The sequence below is a fragment of the Anaerotaenia torta genome (assembly GCF_050433395.1).
Taxonomy (GTDB): domain Bacteria; phylum Bacillota; class Clostridia; order Lachnospirales; family Lachnospiraceae; genus Mobilitalea; species Mobilitalea torta.
This window is the reverse complement of record NZ_JBNPXH010000005.1, coordinates 288,236-306,260: the sequence shown is the minus strand read 5'-3', so window position 1 is coordinate 306,260 and position 18,025 is coordinate 288,236. Positions and strand designations below refer to the sequence as shown.

General features: G+C 43.4%; 14 protein-coding genes and 1 pseudogene. 11 read left to right on the top strand and 4 right to left on the bottom strand.

Annotation, left to right across the window (positions count from 1 at the left end; translation table 11 throughout):
- Positions 1-10 precede the first annotated feature (10 nt).
- The 6 genes from HNQ56_RS10720 (at position 11) to HNQ56_RS10695 (ending at position 8,011) form a co-directional block, all read left to right on the top strand.
- The gene (locus HNQ56_RS10720) at positions 11-1,153 is read left to right on the top strand and encodes an exonuclease SbcCD subunit D (RefSeq protein ID WP_429145553.1); all 1,143 of its coding nucleotides are present in this window, start codon (positions 11-13) and stop codon (positions 1,151-1,153) included.
- A 17-nt stretch (positions 1,154-1,170) separates the two neighbouring features.
- Positions 1,171-3,918 (top strand): AAA family ATPase, encoded by a 2,748-nt coding sequence (locus HNQ56_RS10715; protein WP_429145550.1) that lies wholly within the window; start codon positions 1,171-1,173, stop codon positions 3,916-3,918.
- 10 nt (positions 3,919-3,928) lie between these two features.
- The gene (locus tag HNQ56_RS10710) at positions 3,929-5,254 is read left to right on the top strand and encodes a phospholipase D-like domain-containing protein (protein WP_429145547.1); all 1,326 of its coding nucleotides are present in this window, start codon (positions 3,929-3,931) and stop codon (positions 5,252-5,254) included.
- A 13-nt stretch (positions 5,255-5,267) separates the two neighbouring features.
- The gene (locus HNQ56_RS10705) at positions 5,268-6,167 is read left to right on the top strand and encodes a GIY-YIG nuclease family protein (RefSeq protein ID WP_429145544.1); all 900 of its coding nucleotides are present in this window, start codon (positions 5,268-5,270) and stop codon (positions 6,165-6,167) included.
- A gap of 25 nt (positions 6,168-6,192) precedes the next feature.
- Positions 6,193-6,744: a hypothetical protein gene (locus tag HNQ56_RS10700; protein ID WP_429145542.1), complete on the top strand. Its 552-nt coding sequence runs from the start codon at positions 6,193-6,195 to the stop codon at positions 6,742-6,744.
- Between the two features lie 106 nt (positions 6,745-6,850).
- Complete coding sequence (locus HNQ56_RS10695) at positions 6,851-8,011, top strand: AbiJ-related protein (protein ID WP_429145539.1); 1,161 nt, start codon at positions 6,851-6,853, stop codon at positions 8,009-8,011.
- Positions 8,012-9,470: 1,459 nt separating this feature from the next.
- On the opposite strand, the pseudogene HNQ56_RS10690 reads toward HNQ56_RS10695, so the two are convergent.
- The 4 genes and pseudogenes from HNQ56_RS10690 to HNQ56_RS10675 form a co-directional block, all read right to left on the bottom strand.
- Positions 9,471-9,678 (bottom strand): annotated as a pseudogene (locus HNQ56_RS10690) (transposase); the annotation flags it as partial.
- 166 nt (positions 9,679-9,844) lie between these two features.
- Positions 9,845-11,263, bottom strand: a complete 1,419-nt coding sequence (locus HNQ56_RS10685; protein WP_429145536.1) for a site-specific integrase — start codon at positions 11,261-11,263, stop codon at positions 9,845-9,847.
- Positions 11,264-11,505: 242 nt separating this feature from the next.
- Positions 11,506-12,042: a hypothetical protein gene (locus HNQ56_RS10680; protein WP_429145533.1), complete on the bottom strand. Its 537-nt coding sequence runs from the start codon at positions 12,040-12,042 to the stop codon at positions 11,506-11,508.
- On the bottom strand, positions 12,042-13,196 hold the full coding sequence (locus tag HNQ56_RS10675; protein ID WP_429145531.1) for a MarR family transcriptional regulator: 1,155 nt from the start codon (positions 13,194-13,196) through the stop codon (positions 12,042-12,044). Before HNQ56_RS10675 ends, HNQ56_RS10680 begins: the two co-directional genes overlap by 1 nt.
- Before the next feature lie 629 nt (positions 13,197-13,825).
- Between HNQ56_RS10675 and HNQ56_RS10670 the strand changes: the two genes are divergently transcribed.
- The 5 genes from HNQ56_RS10670 to HNQ56_RS10650 are packed head-to-tail and all read left to right on the top strand — an operon-like array spanning position 13,826 to position 17,766.
- Entirely contained in the window at positions 13,826-14,224 is a 399-nt protein-coding gene (locus HNQ56_RS10670; RefSeq protein WP_429145529.1) for a hypothetical protein, read from the top strand.
- 38 nt (positions 14,225-14,262) lie between these two features.
- The gene (locus HNQ56_RS10665; protein ID WP_429145526.1) at positions 14,263-15,330 is read left to right on the top strand and encodes a hypothetical protein; all 1,068 of its coding nucleotides are present in this window, start codon (positions 14,263-14,265) and stop codon (positions 15,328-15,330) included.
- Positions 15,331-15,362: 32 nt separating this feature from the next.
- Positions 15,363-16,229, top strand: coding sequence for a diadenylate cyclase CdaA (cdaA, locus tag HNQ56_RS10660; RefSeq protein ID WP_429145651.1), 867 nt, complete (start codon positions 15,363-15,365; stop codon positions 16,227-16,229).
- Complete coding sequence (locus tag HNQ56_RS10655; protein WP_429145524.1) at positions 16,210-17,439, top strand: CdaR family protein; 1,230 nt, start codon at positions 16,210-16,212, stop codon at positions 17,437-17,439. Before cdaA ends, HNQ56_RS10655 begins: the two co-directional genes overlap by 20 nt.
- A 51-nt stretch (positions 17,440-17,490) precedes the next feature.
- On the top strand, positions 17,491-17,766 hold the full coding sequence (locus HNQ56_RS10650; RefSeq protein ID WP_429145521.1) for an HPr family phosphocarrier protein: 276 nt from the start codon (positions 17,491-17,493) through the stop codon (positions 17,764-17,766).
- The last annotated feature ends 259 nt before the right edge of the window (positions 17,767-18,025 follow it).

The following is an 18,025-nucleotide window of genomic DNA, read 5'->3' as shown; positions in this document are numbered from 1 at the left end:
GAGCTGCCACATGAAATTTTTCCACTTATCCGACCTGCACCTCGGTAAGCGTGTCAATGAGTTTTCCATGCTGGAAGACCAGTGGGACATCCTGCAGAAAATTGTTGTGCTTGCCAAAGAGCATAAACCGGACGTCGTCCTTATAGCGGGTGATGTCTACGACAAATCCATGCCCATCGTGGAGGCTGTTCAGCTACTGGACAGATTTCTTGTGTGGCTCAACGAACTTGGGATTGCAGTATTTATTGTTTCTGGCAACCATGACAATGCGGAGCGCGTAGCGTTCGGCGCGGAACTGCTGAAAAACAGCAGCGTTCATATCGTACAGTCGTATAATGGAAAAATAGCTCCTGTAACTCTTTCCGATGAGTACGGTGACATTAATATCTGGATGCTTCCGTACCTAAAACCATCCCTTGTCCGCAGGCACTTTCCTGATAGGGACGTAATTACATACTCGGATGCCATATCCGCAGCTTTGAGCAATGCGAATCTTGATGCCTCAACACGAAATGTGCTGATTGCCCACCAGTTTGTTACCGGGGCAATCACATGTGAATCCGAGGATATCTCTGTCGGCGGTTCGGAAAATGTAGACGGATCGGTTTTTGATGAGTTTGATTACGTTGCCTTGGGGCATATCCACCGTCCACAGCAGATTGGCCGAGAAACCCTTCGTTACAGCGGTACCCCGCTTAAGTATTCGTTTTCGGAAGCAAGCCATACAAAATCTGTGACAGTCGTTGATATGGATGGCAAGGGTGAAATAATAATCGCTGAATTGCCACTTGTACCGCTCCGTGATATGCGTGAAGTTCGTGGCACATACAACGAAATTATGAACCGCAACAGCTACCGGGGTACAAACACAGAGGACTATATTCATATTGTATTGACAGATGAGCATGACGAGCCGGATGCAATGGCAAAACTACGAAACGTCTATCCTAATTTGATGCGCTTGGAGTACGACAACAGACGCACGCAGGCAGCGAGTTCTCTTGAAACCGTAGTGTCCGCTGAAAAGAAAGCACCATCTCAGCTATTCGGAGAACTGTTCGAAATGCAGAACGGGCAGCCGATGAGCGAAGAGCAATCAAAATATGTAACAAACTTGTTCAACGAAATTTGGGAGAAGGTAGCCAACACATGAGACCTCTCAAACTAACGATGTCTGCCTTTGGTTGTTATGCAGGCAAACAGACTGTTGATTTTGAAACGCTTGGTAATGAAGGGCTATACCTCATCACCGGTGATACTGGTGCGGGGAAAACGACGATATTCGACGCCATCACCTTCGCTCTTTATGGAGAAACGAGTGGAGATAACAGGAAAGCAGAGATGCTACGCAGCAAGTACGCTCAAGAGAATGCGGAAACTTACGTTGAGTTTTCGTTTCAATACCATGACAAGGTCTACTTAATCAAACGAAATCCGACCTATGTAAGGGCAAAGCAACGTGGTGAAGGCACAACAGAGGAAAAAGCTGACGCCGAACTGCACCTGCCGGACGACCGTATTGTGACGAAGCTTAGAGAGGTCAACACCAAGGTCGAGGAAATACTCGGTATCAACCGTGAGCAGTTTGTCCAGATTGCGATGATAGCACAGGGTGAATTTCTAAAAGTCCTTAACGCCAGCACCGAAGACCGAATTGAGATATTCCGTAAGATTTTTTATACGGACGCCTACAAAACCTTTCAAGACCGAGTTAAAAAAGATGCGAATGGACTGGTTTCCGAAATCAAAGAACAACGACGCGGCTATGATTATAGCCTCGGAAACATCCAAGTAGATGCAAACGATAACGAAGATACGCAAAAACTCTCCGATGCCAAGTCGGGGATATTATTGGCGGGTGACGTCATCGAATGGCTTACACAGATTATTTCTGCCGACGATGAATCATTCTCTGCAAATGAGAAATTGTTGGATGCAGTCGGCGTCAAATTGGCTGAAATAAACCAGAGGGTCGGACAAGCTGAGCAGGATAAGAAAGCGCGTGACGCTTTAAAAGTAGCGGAAGACCGTCTCCCATCTGAAATGGTGGCTCTGAATGAAGCGGAATCTACTTTGAATGCAGAAAAAGGTAAACAGACTGAATACGAGTCCCTAAAAACTCAAATTTCTGAAATAGAGCGGTCGTTGACTAAATATCAGGAACTGCAAACTCTTATCGATTCGATAAAGTTAAACGAGGAGAAGTTATCTGTCGAAAAGCAAAGAGCTGAAGACTTACAAAAGAAACAATCCTCCGATACAGCTGCGCTTGAGACCGCAAAAGAGGAGCTCAAGTCTTTAGCGGATGCCGAAGTCAAAGCCGAAACATTACGTAGTCAACAAGGAAAGCTGACCACAAGGCAAAGCAGTCTTGGTTCGTTAACCGCTTTGCTCGAAGGTTATAGCAGACTGCTTTCTGAACTCAAAGTGGCACAAGACGATTACAGCGAAAAGTCTACAATTGCAAAGACTAAGCGATATGGATATGAAACTCTGAACAAGGCGTATCTAGATGAGCAAGCGGGGATATTGGCAGTTGAACTGAAAGATGGACAGCCCTGCCCGGTCTGCGGTTCTACCGAGCATCCTGTTCCTGCGGTTTTATCTGTTAAGGCGCCTACAAAGGCGGAACTTGATAAGGCAAAAAAAGCCGCCGAGGCTGCAGAATCAGAAATGACTACCGCTAGTGGAGTGGCGAGCAACTTAAACGGGCAAAGTGGTACTAGGCAAGACGAAATCAATACCGCTGCATTGACGCTATTGGGAGACACCTTGTTCGATAATATCCCGTCGGTTTTGGAGAGTGCGTTGACTGAGGTCAAAACAGGACTTGCGGGAATCAGTAAGCAACTCGCCGAGCAAGAGCAAAGAATAGCTCGAAAAAAGGTACTTGACGAAGCTATACCTACTTCTGAGAGTAACCTTATTAAAGTCGGCGAAGCTCTTGGTAAGTCAAAAGAACAAGTCGCTGCACTGACCACGCAGATTGATGCCGGCAGCAAAACAAGGGATAAGCAGGCGGCGGAACTCAAATTTAAGAATGAGGCAGAAGCAAAATCGGAAATCTCCGCTCTCAGCACCAAAAAGAAAGGCTACGAAGATGCCCTTCAAACCGCCCAGACCGCATTTGATACAGAAAAAAATAAAACGGATGGCACGGCGACAGAGATACAGACATTACAAGCACATCTTGGTGATTCGCAACCTTTGGATTTGGATGCGCTAAAACAAGAAAAAGGCGTTGCCGAAAGTACACAACGTGGATTGAGCGAAAGCAGCCGTGTTGTCGGCACACGAAAGTCAGCCAACCAGACTGCATTGAACGCCATTAGCAAAACGGCTAAAACCATCACGGAGCTCGAAGTTCGTTACAAGTGGTTGAAAGAAATCTCCGACACTGCAAACGGAGATATTAGCGGCAAGGAAAAAATTAAACTGGAAACCTATATTCAAGCTGCATACTTCGATAGGATAATCGCACGGGCGAATATTCGACTGCTGCAGATGTCAAACAGCCAGTTCGAGTTAAAGCGTCGGGATGTAAGCGGAAAGCAGGGACAAAGTGGCTTAGACTTGAATGTTATCGACCATTACAATGGTACGGAACGCGATGCAAAAACGCTCTCAGGTGGTGAGTCGTTCATCGCCTCTCTGTCGCTTGCACTTGGCCTTTCGGATGAAATACAGAACAATGCTGGAGGCATACGTCTTGATTCGATGTTTGTTGATGAGGGCTTCGATTCATTAGATGATACGAAGCTGTCACAAGCAATACAGGCGTTGATGAGCATATCGCAGACCAATCGCCTTGTTGGGATAATATCACACGTTACCGGGCTTGACGAAAAAATTGGTCGCAAAATCGTCGTGACCAAAGACCGTACGGGTGGTAGCAGAGCTGAAATACTGGTAGGATAAGGAGATATCTATGTTTTACTGGAAAGGCAAGACCGAAAACGATCTGACATTGACTGAAGAACTGTATTCATGTGGATCAATTAAATCAATTCAAATAGCTACAGCTTTTATATCCGTCGAAGGTGTTGCAATTGTGCGTCAACTCCTGAAGAAATATCAACTTTCCAAGGAACATATATTGCTCTATTTATCCGAGCAATTCTCATCCAACAAACCGGGAGATTTGCTTGAACAGTTATTTGAAATTAGCACTGTAAAGGTTTTGCTTGACCAGAGCTTTCACGCCAAGGTGTTCTTGCTGTCCGGAGTAGAAAATAAACTCATTTATGGTTCGTCGAATTTAACGGCGGGCGGTTTTACCCGAAACATGGAATTTGATTATATCGGAACACCCTCCAAAGAAGAATTGGAGAAAGTCCGTGAATTTTTTAGATATTGCGAAAGGCTTTCAACTGCGGTCAGTGATGAAGTAATAACTTACTATAAGGAACTGCAACCTGCCCTTGATGAGTTAAATCAAACACAGCAATATCTAAAAAACAGGCTTACTAGTTTTTCCAAAAGAGATGATCCATTTGGTGAAGATGATTATGATTTGTCAAACAGCTACTTTTCTTTTGAGGACTACGAAACATTTTTTTCACGCAACGCTCGAAGTAACGACGTCCAAATCCGCCACCGCAGATTGAGCGTTCAACAAAAAATGCTTGCTGTCCACCAAATGATATACCCTAATATTAGAAGGCTTGGTATTGCACATCATAAGAGAGAGAAAAACATCACTTCAACTGTCGAGCCAAACATTTACAACCATCATTCTGTTGGCTGGATTGGCGTTCGGTACGGAAAATTGCCGCACGAGATTGACTGGCTTAACGCCGGACGCGAAAGCGATGATGATGCTTATGGTTTCCAAAAGCATGGTTGCTTACAATTCAGTATCAACAGTGGCGGTTTTGATATAAATCTGTTTTTGGCAGTTCGAAATGATGCGATAGACCGCATGAAACTCAGTGAGCATCAATTTAAGATGCTGTTTGAAAAGCGCTCGCAGATTGAAAATGAAATGAGAAAACTCGTGGGACACGGCTTTGAATGGCGAATAGAAAATGGGGCCGAACCCTTTCGAGTTGATATCGACCCAGTCGAAAATTTCTGTGACTGGTTTAAGGTCAATGACTCGGATGGATACGAATCATATTTGATGAAATATTACAAGCCAAGCGACCCGATATTAAGAAGCAAAGAAAGCATTGCCGCTGAGGTTGTTCGTGTCATGACGATGCTCCAACCACTTTATGACACTATGGTATGGCGACCGCTGAAAAAGTCGTAGGAGGATAGAACCAATGTCAACACGCGGGAAAAGTATTAATCTGTTTTTGATGGATGGTGAACCAACCGGTCGCATTAAATGCACCCTTGCCAACTGGACGGGTGTTGCGTATAAAATTCCACGCACGGCTTTAGACCTCTGCAAAGAACGCGACGACTTGAAGCAAAGCGGCATTTACTTTTTATTCGGTACATCCGACCAGACCGGCAACACTGTTGTGTATGTCGGTCAAGCGGGTGCACGTAAGAATGGCGAAGGGCTGCTTTACCGCTTGCAGGAACACAAGCGCAATCCAGATAAAGATTATTGGACAGAGGCTATTGTTTTTACCACTTCAAACAATTCTTTTGGACCGACAGAGATAAGCTACCTCGAAAATCGCTTCTGTGGCTTGGCTCTTGCGGCAAACCGTTATGAAGTCAAAAACGGGAACGACCCGACACATGGTAACATTACGGAGGAAAAAGAAAGCGAGCTCGAAGAATTTGTCGACAACGCCCGCATTGTGATGGGAACGCTCGGACATAAAGTTTTTGAGCCATTAACCACACCGACTATTATTGCGAAAGATGACAGCAAGTCCACCATCCCAGATCTACTGCTGTATTTGAAGCGAAAAAGCCATAAAAGTGGAAAAACCATCGAGGCAACCTGCAAGCAAACCAGCGAAGGATTTGTGGTTTTAGCCGGAAGCCAGATAGAGCGAATTGACTCACAAAGCATACCGATTGGAATAAAAAAGGCGCGTGAAAACGCAAAAATAAGCAACGAAGGGGTTCTGCAGGAAGATGTTTTATTTCGCAGCCCTTCATATGCCGTTGCATTTGTCGTAGGTGGCCATGCCAATGGGCTTACCGAGTGGAAAACCGCGGACGGTGTCACACTAAAAGATCACGAACTCACAACGGAGTAATAAGTGTTCAAAGGAGGCATCTATTATGAATACCTCAAGCTTATATTACAGAAACCTGATTGATACTGTTCTGCGTTTTTCTGATGCCACCGATTGGAAATCTGCAGTCTTAGAATGGTGCATTTACGATGTCGAAGAGGATGAAACCCTATCAGAATCATGCATTTGCGGGAAAGAGAACCTCCGTTACCTTTTCACGATAAGAAATACTGTCAACGGACACACGCTTTATCCAATCGGCAGTTCGTGTATAAAGAAATTCGAACGTTCTGATTTGGATGAGGAGGTCGCCGTAAAAGAGCAGCTTTTCAAGCTCCTCCATGCCATTGAGGATAGACAATTTCTTGTATTGTCATCCGATTTCTTTTCCAGAAAACTATTACGTTACCTATATGACCTTGGTGCTTTTAAGCCCTCGCCGTACAATGAATATGATCCGTATAACGATTATCAGTTTATGCTGGATATGTTCAATAAAAGAAATCGAAGCGAGAGGCAGGGCAAAAGAGCTACAGCAATTATTCTGAATTCAATAAAACCTTTCTTGCAAGATATGCTGAGAAATAAGATTCATTAACGGCAAAACCTGCAATTTTGTAGCGACGATCTGAAAAAACAACACATCTATTGCAGCGTTACCATTAATACTTGATGTTCAGAACAGAAACACTGGAGGTAACTATATGGCCAACTTTAAGGACAGCAAAGAAAATCATTTTATTATTGACGAAACACGTCGTTCTATTGTTGACGCCATACTAGCAATGGGAAGCTTGACAGGGGATAAACAGTATCATGAATTTGCAAAAGTAGTTTGTCCTTCGCTTACCGAAGACATGATATCTGAAATTGCTAGGCATATGGATCGTTTTGACGATTGGCCTGAAAGCTATCTTTTGGATACCATTATTGATTATATGAATCTTTCAGATGAAGAGTTTATGTTTTTCCTAGAACAATATACAAACCCCAACATACACCACTGGCACTGGAATGCTCAAGAAGAACGACGAGAGGATGTTTGTAATTCGGGATTTGTAGATGTAATCAATCGGTATCTTGAGCATGATGGTTATAAACTGGTGGTAAAAGACACCATAGGAGACAAGCAATTTTATCAATGCGTGTCAACAAAAGCAGGTGTACGAGGTTCTGTGAAAAACATTATTTTTGCAGCTAAATACAAGCCAGAAATAGTATTCGATGATGCTTTAAACAATGATATAAGAATTACCAAGAATGCTAATCAATGTTTAATATATGACAGACCAATTCCACAGAATGGGCTAATGTGGGGTGAGTTGGTAGAATGGTATGCAGAGGAAAACGTAATAGAAGACAATCAAGAAAATATGTTTATCCGAAGGCTGTGCGATTGTTTAGATACAAGTTTTAAAGCCAGCGGCGAAAAGTCGGGTCCCGAAACGTGGATGCTACAGGCTTATTATGAATTAAAAAATGAATTAAGTGTTGATGTACCAGCCTTAATACCGCAGGTTTATCTATACTATGATCCCCAAACGCAAAAAGAGCGTGGTTATAAATTGTTTGAACATCAAAAAATGGATTTTCTTATGATTTTTTCACATCGTGATCGAGTGGTTATAGAAATCGATGGAAAACAGCATTATGCTGATGGCGATAGGGCATCGCCCAAACTTTATAGTGAAATGGTTAAGGCACATCGTGAGATGAGTCTGTTTGGATATGATGTCTACCGGTTTGGAGGATATGAGTTTCTGGGGGCAAATGATAGTGGCGAACTCAAGCAAAAAGTACTTAATGATTTAAAACGGTTTTTTGTAAATTTATTTCGGAAATACGGTGTTGTCACAGCATTATAGGTTTCAAGCGGCCATTTGTATGACAATAGAGCTCCGCTTTTGACACATATAAATATGAGAATACAATTTTTTAAGAACATCTGTGTAAATGCACCCTGTATCAAAATTTTCAGCCTTTGCCAACGGAGGCAATGGAATTAAATCCTACCATTGACTCGTTTCCGATAACAGATGAAACCACAAAACATTGTTGACATATTCCCACGAACGGAAATGCCCCCCAAAACCGCCTTTGCCTTATTCCCCTGCACGGAAAATCAGCAAAACACATACCCGACATTAATCTGATGCTATCGTTCCAGGTGGCTAGAGGAAATAAGTCAAAGTAAAACCTTATAATTTTGCCTATACTTTTTGATTTTGACTCTGAGTGAACTCAAGGGGGTGAAATTTTTTGCTGGAGTTTTTTCCAAGGAAATCCAAAGCTAATAATAAAAAAACGAGACAGGACGGGCTTTTTCCCCCCCTCGTCTCGCTTTTCCTTTGTATTACTGGTTTTTCTGATAGGCAAAATAAAAAGGTACTCAGTGGATTTGTATTATCCACTGAGTACCTTTGTGGTGGAGGGGAAGGGGATTGATTCCTCGACCTTACGGAGGTAGTGTCAAGAATTGGATCAGTTGGCAAAGAGCAAAAATCTCTCAAAATCTTATATAAATGGAGAGGATTGAGAACCTTTGAATAAAAAGAAAGGCTTTCACCATTCTCTTTAGATTCAAAGCCAAAGCAAATAAGAGGCACTTCTCTGCGGCAGCAAGAAGGCCTCATTTGTGGATGGCTGGCAATGTTCTCTTTTCAAGGCGGAAAAGCAGCTTTCGCCTATATTTTTCTTTTTTCCATCATGAACCAATAGTCCGGAGAACCAACGCACATATGGCCACGATGAAATGCAGGGTAGCAACTACTACCCAAAATTCTTCACCGAATTTCCGTCTTATCAAATCATTCCTGCTTTCTTGAATAATGGACGCAGCTATCATCTTGTATTTGATAGCATCGCAGATATTTCCCGGTAGATTTGTTGCAATTTAGTCTGTGATAAATAAGCGGTTGCCCCATCGGGCAAAGAAAAGTATCTTTCTGTGCATCGTATCGAACCCCATATTTTGCAGGAGAGTTTGGAAAGTCTATCGCCGGAATATAGCCAGTAATGTTCAACGGTTTCAGACCGCGATGAACCGCACCTGTCGAGAGCAAGTTTTTCCATGGATAGGTTCAGAAGCTTTTGCTGCGTTTCAAGATGTCTTAATAGAATCAGGCTTTCTTTTTTAATTGGCCGGAAAAACATCCACACCCGTGACGATACACAATCATCTGAAGTTGTTCGTCTGTGCGACCCATTATTTTTCATCACACTCCTATGGGCTCTATTATACCATGAAACTCGTTTCATGGAGGGCTTTGTCAACAGGTCCACAATTTATGTGAGAAAAGGATTGCAAGCTCTGTAAGGATGAAGTTAACCGGCAATAGAAGCATCATCAAGGACCGTTTCTAAGTGCTTCATATTCATGTATTTCTGCCCCACTGAGTGTCGGCACAACGCACCGTAGCCTGGCACAGACCAGCATCAGCGCGGAATTGCTGTCAGGAAATCATCCCACCACACGGGTGCGTCTGCGGATCTCACGGTTGGGCCGTTAAATGACGTTGTTGGTGCGGATACGCAAAGCAAAGGCCAGTCAAAACGTATTATGATTTTACATAAGCTTGCGGTAAAACAGTTTCAGACGTTAACCTCGCTTAGTAAGCACAGCTTTCCGCAGATTGGAATAGGAAAAGAAAATATATAGTAGCTGCTTTGACTGACTGTTGCGTTATAGGGAACAAATTTTACATTAGGGATAAGGAGCCACTTAGTTTTCCCATGTGAGCTTTCATACGTTCTTGAGAAACATGGTTATAACGTTCAAATGTTGTTGTAATATCCGCATGCCCCATGATTTGTTGAATAACAGCTATATCCGTGGTAGTCTCACATAGCCTTGTGCAGAAAGTATGCCGGAGATTATGCACAGTAAAATGCGGAAGCAATTTAGGATTCCGATTCTCTATTTTTGCTTGATCAGTTTCCAATAAATTAATTTCCTTGCAGATTCGGTTAATTGCCCGATTGATTGCATGTGCTCCAAGGAAAGAGCCGGAACGGTTTCGGAAAACAAACCCATGGAACCCCGCTAAAGAAAGTTCGGAATCAGTGGATACGCGGCTGTTTTCTTCATGTAATGAATGAAGAGCCTCTGCAACTTTAGGAATTAAAGGGATAATACGAGTGCTGTTTTTAGTTTTGGGAGTAGAAATATGAAAGCCTGCATGTCCATCAATGACTCGATAAATCAAACTGTGGTTGACGGATAGCGTGTTTGCTTCAAAATCTACATCACTCCAGGTAAGGCCTGTACATTCGGATACTCTCATGCCGGTACCGAGAAGTGTAACAAAAATGGGCAGCCAATGTCTATAAGTGAGGCTTTCTCTTATAAATTCTAAAAATTTTTGCTCCTGATTAAGTGTGAGTGCAATACGAGGAGGAGTTATATTATTTCTACTAAAGCTGTGGTATACATCTTGGCTTGGATTTTTTCGGATTAAATCATCATCAACGGCTAATTCAAGGGTGGGGTGGATTAAGCTGTGTATGCTTTCAAGCGAGTTGATAGCAAACCCGGTTTCTAATAGTTTAGTATAAAAAAGCATAATATCGCTTTTACGGATTAATGGAAGCGGACAATTTGCGAAAGGGACATGTTGGATGTACTGCTTCCATAGATACATATAGTTGGTACGGGTTGATTCTTTCAGACTTGTTTTTGTTTGCATGTAAGTATGGAACATATCATTCAAGGTGATGCCCATGCTCTCTTGTGTTCGAATTCCATCTTCTAAATCTTTTATTATTTGTTTTTCTTTAACTCTCAAGCTCGCCAAATCCTTGTCATAGACATATTTGCGTTTTCCGTTATACGTATAGAAGTAGACATAAAAACCATCTTTACGTTGGCACTCACCTTTATGAAGATTGCGACCTTTGCGGTCTTTTCTGGTTTTTCCGATTACTGGGCGCTCCTTAATGGCATCCTCAATATCTTTTGTAATTCTATTTTCCTTCGTTCTTAAACATAACAAATCCGTATCATAGAGATATTTACGTTTTCCGTTACACGTATAGAAGTAGACATAACTTCCGTCTTTGCGTTGACACTCACCTTTATGAAGATTGCGACCTTTATCGTCTTTTCTGATTTTTGCCATTTCTTGGACCTCCTTAGAGTAAATAAATTATATATAGTGTCGTCAATGGGAAATACATTTGTACATTAGCTTGTAAATAAAATAGTATGGATATATATTTTTTCTGCAAATAGTGATGAAAACTTAGTATTTGCAATTTTGATTTCTAAAGCTGTTTCAAATGAAATTACAATCGTACTTCAAGTTTGAAATTTATGAAGTACGGTTGTAAATAAAGAAGAAGAGCTGAGAAAACTTAAGTATTATTGAGTGTTGTTCTTGGGAAAAAACTGCTCTAGTACATCTATACTATCCTTGGAAGTATAGCCCCATAGCACAGAACTTAATGCATCTATGGCCTCTCGGCGTTTCCGGTAATAGGTGCGAAAAGAGATATCCCGGATATGAGGGCGGAGCTTTTCGATGACTTCATCCACATTCCGCAGTTGTTGGGGAGAGAGGAAAGAGAAGTATAGCAGCCAGTAATAGGATTCGCCGTTTTTATGCTTATTCCGGAGCAAATCAATGGCCGTATCCAGCAGTTTCAGCATCTGATGGCTACGCTCAATGCACTTGGCATGATGCTCAATATCCGCGCCAGCCAGATCGGCACCGGCGAGGTAGATGGAATCTAAAAATTCCTCAATGGAGCTGCCATATTCAATTTCAAACTTGCTGCGGACCTGCTGAACGGAAAGCTCCAGACTCCAGACTACATCACGGTATTTTTTTAATAGCTTCCATGTGTCATGGTACAGCGGGTTTTCGGTAACGTCGATCACTTCATTTTTCTTCTTCATTATTTATCCCTCCTTGTTGGATTCTCCCATTTCGGGGAGAGTGTCAGTTCAAACGTTGCGACCTTCTTGTCATCGCCGCAAAGGATGGTCAATCCCATACGGCTTGTGGCATTCAGCGCGTGGGGCAAATACTCTTCCCCGCAGGCATCCGATAAAGGAAATAACTTATATATGGATTTGGGGCATCCAAAGCACGAAATCCCTTGTGCCATAAGGATTTTCGCCATCTTGCTAAGTATTATTTGAATATGCAATTTTGAAACGCTGGTGAGTGCGTCTGAAACGCAAACCTTATGTTCAGCAGTCGGCTCCTGGTCTGCTGCTTTTTCATCTTCAGGAAGCTCCAGCTTGATGTTTAATACCATTGCAACCTCCTCTTTATCGATCATCACATCGGAAATCTGGAACATAGTAGAAAGATAATTTTGCAGATAAATCACACTGCCATGTCGTCCGGGAAAGGTCATAAGGGAAAGATAACCGGCATCAGACAGCTTTTTCAGCACACGGCCTATGGTGGCTTTGGAGAGGCCCCACCGGGAACCCAGTTCGCTGTAAGTCACCAACGGGTTGCCGGTGCCGTTACGCAGATAGATAACCGGGCCAACCTCCGAACCCTGCACCTGGGGGTCGTTGTAAACGGCAGACAGCCATAAGTCCAATACGATGTCCATTTCTGAGCAGCGGCTTGTGCTGATCAGTTCCGTAGCAAGGGATACCGGCAGGAAGAAAAAACCGGTGTCCTTCTGACAGGGAGCATTGTACTCCAGAGCCGTGTTGTGCTTTTGCCAGCCCCGTATTTTGTACTTGATGACCTTCCCGCGGCCAAGGCTGAGAAAGGATATTAGGTGCTGTTTCTGCAGATCCTCCAGAATCCCCAGCGCCTGGCATTGAAAGCGGGTACGGAACCATTCGGACAGTTCTTTTAAGGTAAAGACCCATTCGCCGGGGTAAACGGTGTAGCTGATGCCGTCAATGCGCCGATAGGAGGTGCGAAAATTAGCGTAGCTGCAAAGAACCGTAAAATAAAAAAGACCGGAGCCTCGGCTTACGCGAATGCTCCGGTCGTTCATCAGACTTTGAATAAATTGCCGGTAAATCCGGCAGCGTGGATAGTCTACGACTTGCTTGATTTCTAATTGATATTCTGACATAGTGCCTCCTTAATATATAAGGTATAAACCGTTCATATAAAATAGTTGACTTGAATCTCTGGCCGACGTATGATATACTTATTTGTATATCAAGTTGCAAATAGTTTGTTTGGGAACTTGGTGGCTATTACAACTTACTACAAGTTTTTTACAACTTTTGCCGCAGCAAACAACGGAAAAGGACGAAGCTCTATGGATTATATGAGGTTTCAAAAACTTAGTAATATCAGGACTTTTGGAATAGGACGAAGCGGGACGAAAGAGCATAAAATGCTCCAACCGCAAGTCCCGACGATGAAGTCATTAGATAAGTAATGCAATGCCCCGAAAAGCACAAGGGCTACAATTTTTTACTATAATTTTGCAGCGGACTCCAGGAAACAGGATAACGCAATACGAAGGGCTGACCCGGCAACCATAAGCTGCGGCCGGCTCTTTTTGTATTCCTTCTATTGCGCGCTGCTATAGGCGGTACCTTTTTACAAAAATGAAAAAAGTCCTCGAAATTAAATCCTGTCTATGCTATAATGTCCAAGAGAGGCAGATTGGTTCATGCAACGTGAGCGCAAGGGTGAAGTTCTTGAGCTTCCAATTTGCAGCAGATTGTTTCATCGAATTTTGGAGGAATTATGTTAAATACCAATAAGATCAGACTTATGACAAAGCTCGCCCTCTATGAGACAGAGGAGGGAAAAGAGGATATACGTCTTAGTAAATATTATAAAACAGATTACGTAAGATATCAGGTGATCAAATCGGTTCTGTGTGCCACCTTTGGCTTTGCGTTGATTCTGCTTCTGATTTTTATCTATAAAGCAGAATACATTGCGGGCAACGCAGTAACCCTGGATTATAAGACGATAGGAGTTTATATTCTATGCATCTATATTGTAGTAGCCGCGATCTACGGCTTAGGTGCATGGGTGGGCTATGCAATCAAATATGATACGTCGCGCAAGAAGTTATCCCGCTATTATAAGCTTCTCAACCGATTGAATAAAATCTACAGGGAAGAAACACCGGAGTAAACGTAAACACGGAGTCTTAAAATTTGGAGGAAAAAAACATGATGCCATTACTGGTGTTCAGAGAACGTGTAAAGAATTTCTATCAAAGACATGATATATACATTAATCCGGCAATGAAATTTATCTTTGCTTTTATATCATTCACCGTGATCAATAACGAGATTGGCTTTGATTCCAGGCTGAAGTCCATTCCGGTACTGCTAGCGCTGTCTCTGGTCAGTGCATTCACTCCTTCGGCAATTATGGTGTTGATTGCGACACTGATGGCGGCTATGCACATCTATTATGCTTCGCCGATTTTATCGATTTTGGTAATCATCCTGCTGATGATATTATACTTTTTATTTGCCAGATTTACACCCCGCTACGGTTATGTGGTGCTGGCAATGCCGATTTTGTATTTTTTGAAGATTCCCTATGTGATGCCCATCCTGCTGGGGATCGTTGCTGCACCTGTGGCCATTGTTGCTACGGGCTGCGGTGTGATCATATATTACATCCTCCAGCTGGTGAAGACCGCGGTGAATGTACAGGTAAATCCCTCTGTGGACGATGTGCTGAAGCTCTATACGGATGTAATTGATGCATTGCTGAATAATAAGCAGATGATTATGGCGGTTGTTATCTTTGTTTTAATCCTCCTGGTAGTGTACTATGTCCGGCGGATGAAGTTTGACTATGCATTTGAGATATCCATTGCCGCAGGTGTTTTGACCAGTATTCTCGGGTTTCTCATCAGTGACATTATCCTGGATAAATCGGAACAGATTCTTGCCATGATTCTGGGCACACTGGTATCGGGAGTTATTGCATATATAGCGCATTTCTTTAAGCTTACCCTGGATTATTCAGGAGTGGAGCATGTCCAGTTCGAGGATGATGTTTATTATTATTATGTAAAGGCAGTTCCCAAGGTCACGGTAACGGCACCTCAGAAGAAGGTGAAGCATATCAATGTGAAGAGCGCAGGAGCAGATCCGGCCAGGACCGGGCTTCGCAGACAGGATACAGAGGATATGGAAGAAGAATACGACGAGGACGATAATGTTTATTCCGGCAGAGACGAGGGTTACAGCTATAGACAGAATGACATGGATGATGAATAAAGAGATGCGGTAGGAGAGGGACTATGGAGGCAATCAGAAGATTAATCAGAGAATACTCGGTATGGATGTCAATCCGGAAGATTTATCTTACGGATATCTTTGAGATTATTGCTCTGGCATTCCTGATCTATCATGTGGTGAAATGGATCAAAACGACGAGGGCCTGGGCCCTGGTCAAGGGGTTGGCGGTCATAATGGCCTTCTGGCTGTTGACTGTAATATTTGATCTGAATGTAATAGCCTGGATTATCAAGAATACAATCAATGTGGGTATAATCGCCATTGTCATTATCTTCCAGCCGGAATTTCGTAAGGCGTTGGAGCAGTTGGGACAGAAGAATCTGATGAAATCCATTATCCCCTTTGACGACAACAAGGATAGTGAGAAGTTCTCCGATCATACCTTGAATGAGATCGTCCGGGCGACCTTCGAATTGGCCAGGACGAAGACGGGAGCTCTGATCGTCATGGAGGAGGATACTCCGCTGAACGATTTTGAAAACACCGGTATCTATATCGACAGTCTCATCAGCAGTGAGCTTCTGATTAATATTTTTGAACATAACACACCCCTTCATGACGGAGCGGTAATTCTCAGAGGGAACCGGATTGTGGCGGCAACCTGCTATTTGCCTCTTTCGGATAATATGCAGCTCAGTAAGGATTTGGGGACAAGACATAGAGCAGGGATCGGTATCAGTGAGGTATCGGACAGCTTGACCATAATTGTGTCGGAAGAGACGGGAAGGGTGTCCATCGCCAGGGAAGGCAAGCTGATCCGTAATGTCGACGGTGATTATCTGAGGGCGAAGCTGATAGATGTACAGAAGAAATCAGCGGAACCCAGGAAATTAAAATTATGGAAGGGAAGAATAAAGAATGAAAGAGAAGTTGACTAGAAACATCGGCTTAAAGGTTCTGTCTATTATTCTTGCCGCCATTCTGTGGCTTATTATAACAAACGTGGATGATCCGGTGGTTCCGGCCTCTTTTTCCAATGTACCGGTAAAGATATTAAATGAAGATGCTATCCTTTCCCAGGAGATGGTGTATGAGATCGTAGAGGGGGCCGCCATTGACTTTACTGTGGCGGTGAGACGATCCATTAAAGAGACCCTTACTTCAGCTGATTTTGAGGTGACGGCGGATTTTGCCAAGCTCTCCGATGTCAATGCGGTTGCCATAGAGATCAGATCTCCGAAATACGAAGCGGATGTTACCGTAACGGAAGGACGCTACCAGATGATGAAAATTAATCGGGAAGAGCGGATCAGCAAGAAGTTCAAGGTTGCGGTGGTGACTAAGGGAGAACCTGCCGATGGCTACCATGTGGGAGGAAAGTCGGTCAGTAATCTGATTACCGTATCGGGACCTAAGAGTATGATAGAACGAATCAAGGACATTGTGACCGAGGTAAATGTATCCGGTTCCTCGGAGACCTTTACCGCCTATGAGAAGCCGAAGGCCTATGATGAAGATGGTGAGGAAGTAGTGGGTAAGAATCTGACCTTTGGACAGAGCTATATTTCTGTCAAGATAACGATATATGAGACCAAGGAGATTGCTCTTACCATCAACCCTGTCGGAGAACCGGCCTATGGCTATACCGTGACCAAGGTAGAGTATGAACCGCGGACCATTGAAATTGCCGGCCCGGAACATCTTCTTAGGGGCGTGGAGGAGCTGGTGATCAATGAGGATATCAGCGAAATGGGGAAGAGTGTCCAGAAAGATATAAATATTCAGGAAGAACTGGAAGATGGGCTCCAGCTGGTAGAGGATGACCATATGGCGTTCATTGATATTACCATTGAGAGGGCGGATACGAAAGTGATCACCTTCTGGCCGGGAGATATTGAGATCCGTAATCTTCCTCCGGATTTGTACGGCAGCTTTCTGACAACCGGATCGCTGAATCTGAAGGTGATGGGTCCGGCAGATGAGTTAGAGGATATTTCCAGAGGTTCGCTGAAGCTATATGTTGATCTGAAGGACTACACCCCCGGAACTTATTCTGTTAAAGTGCAGGCGGATCTGGAGGGCTACTCCAAGTTAGCCAGCAGCCCGGATGTAAATGTCTACATTGCTCCTGAGGTTTCCAGTGATTAAGTCAGCCGGGGCGGAAGCGTCTGTAGTTGACTTTGTGATAGGAGGGATGGCATGGTTAGTACCAAGCTGGTGGTGAATATTCCTGCGGGATTGCATCTGAGACCAATCAGCATATTATGCAACAGGGCCATTGAATTTAAATCCACGATTACGATCCGTATCGGAGAGAAGTCCGTGAATGCCAAGAGTGTGCTGGGCGTTTTATCGGCCTGTGTGAAGCATGGGGATGAGATAGAGCTGCTATGCGAGGGTTCCGATGAACTTCTGGCTTTGGAAGAGCTTGGCAATATTATAAGAGGCGGACTGGGAATGGAGCTGTCAAAGTAGGAAAACCCTAGGAGATTAATTTATAAAAAAATAGTTGTAATTGAAAATACGGGATGCTATAATGGAGGTCACTATCAATCGAGGCGCAAAAGCGCTGCAGATTGCAGTGACCTTTTTTCGGATTAAAATTACCAATTTATAAGGGAAAGGATTTGATGCTGTTGGGACTCGCGTAGATAAGACCAAGTTATTTATTATCAAGAAATACAGCGTAATTTATCGACTCCGTAGCTAGAATGGGAAGTGTCTCTGCAGGCTT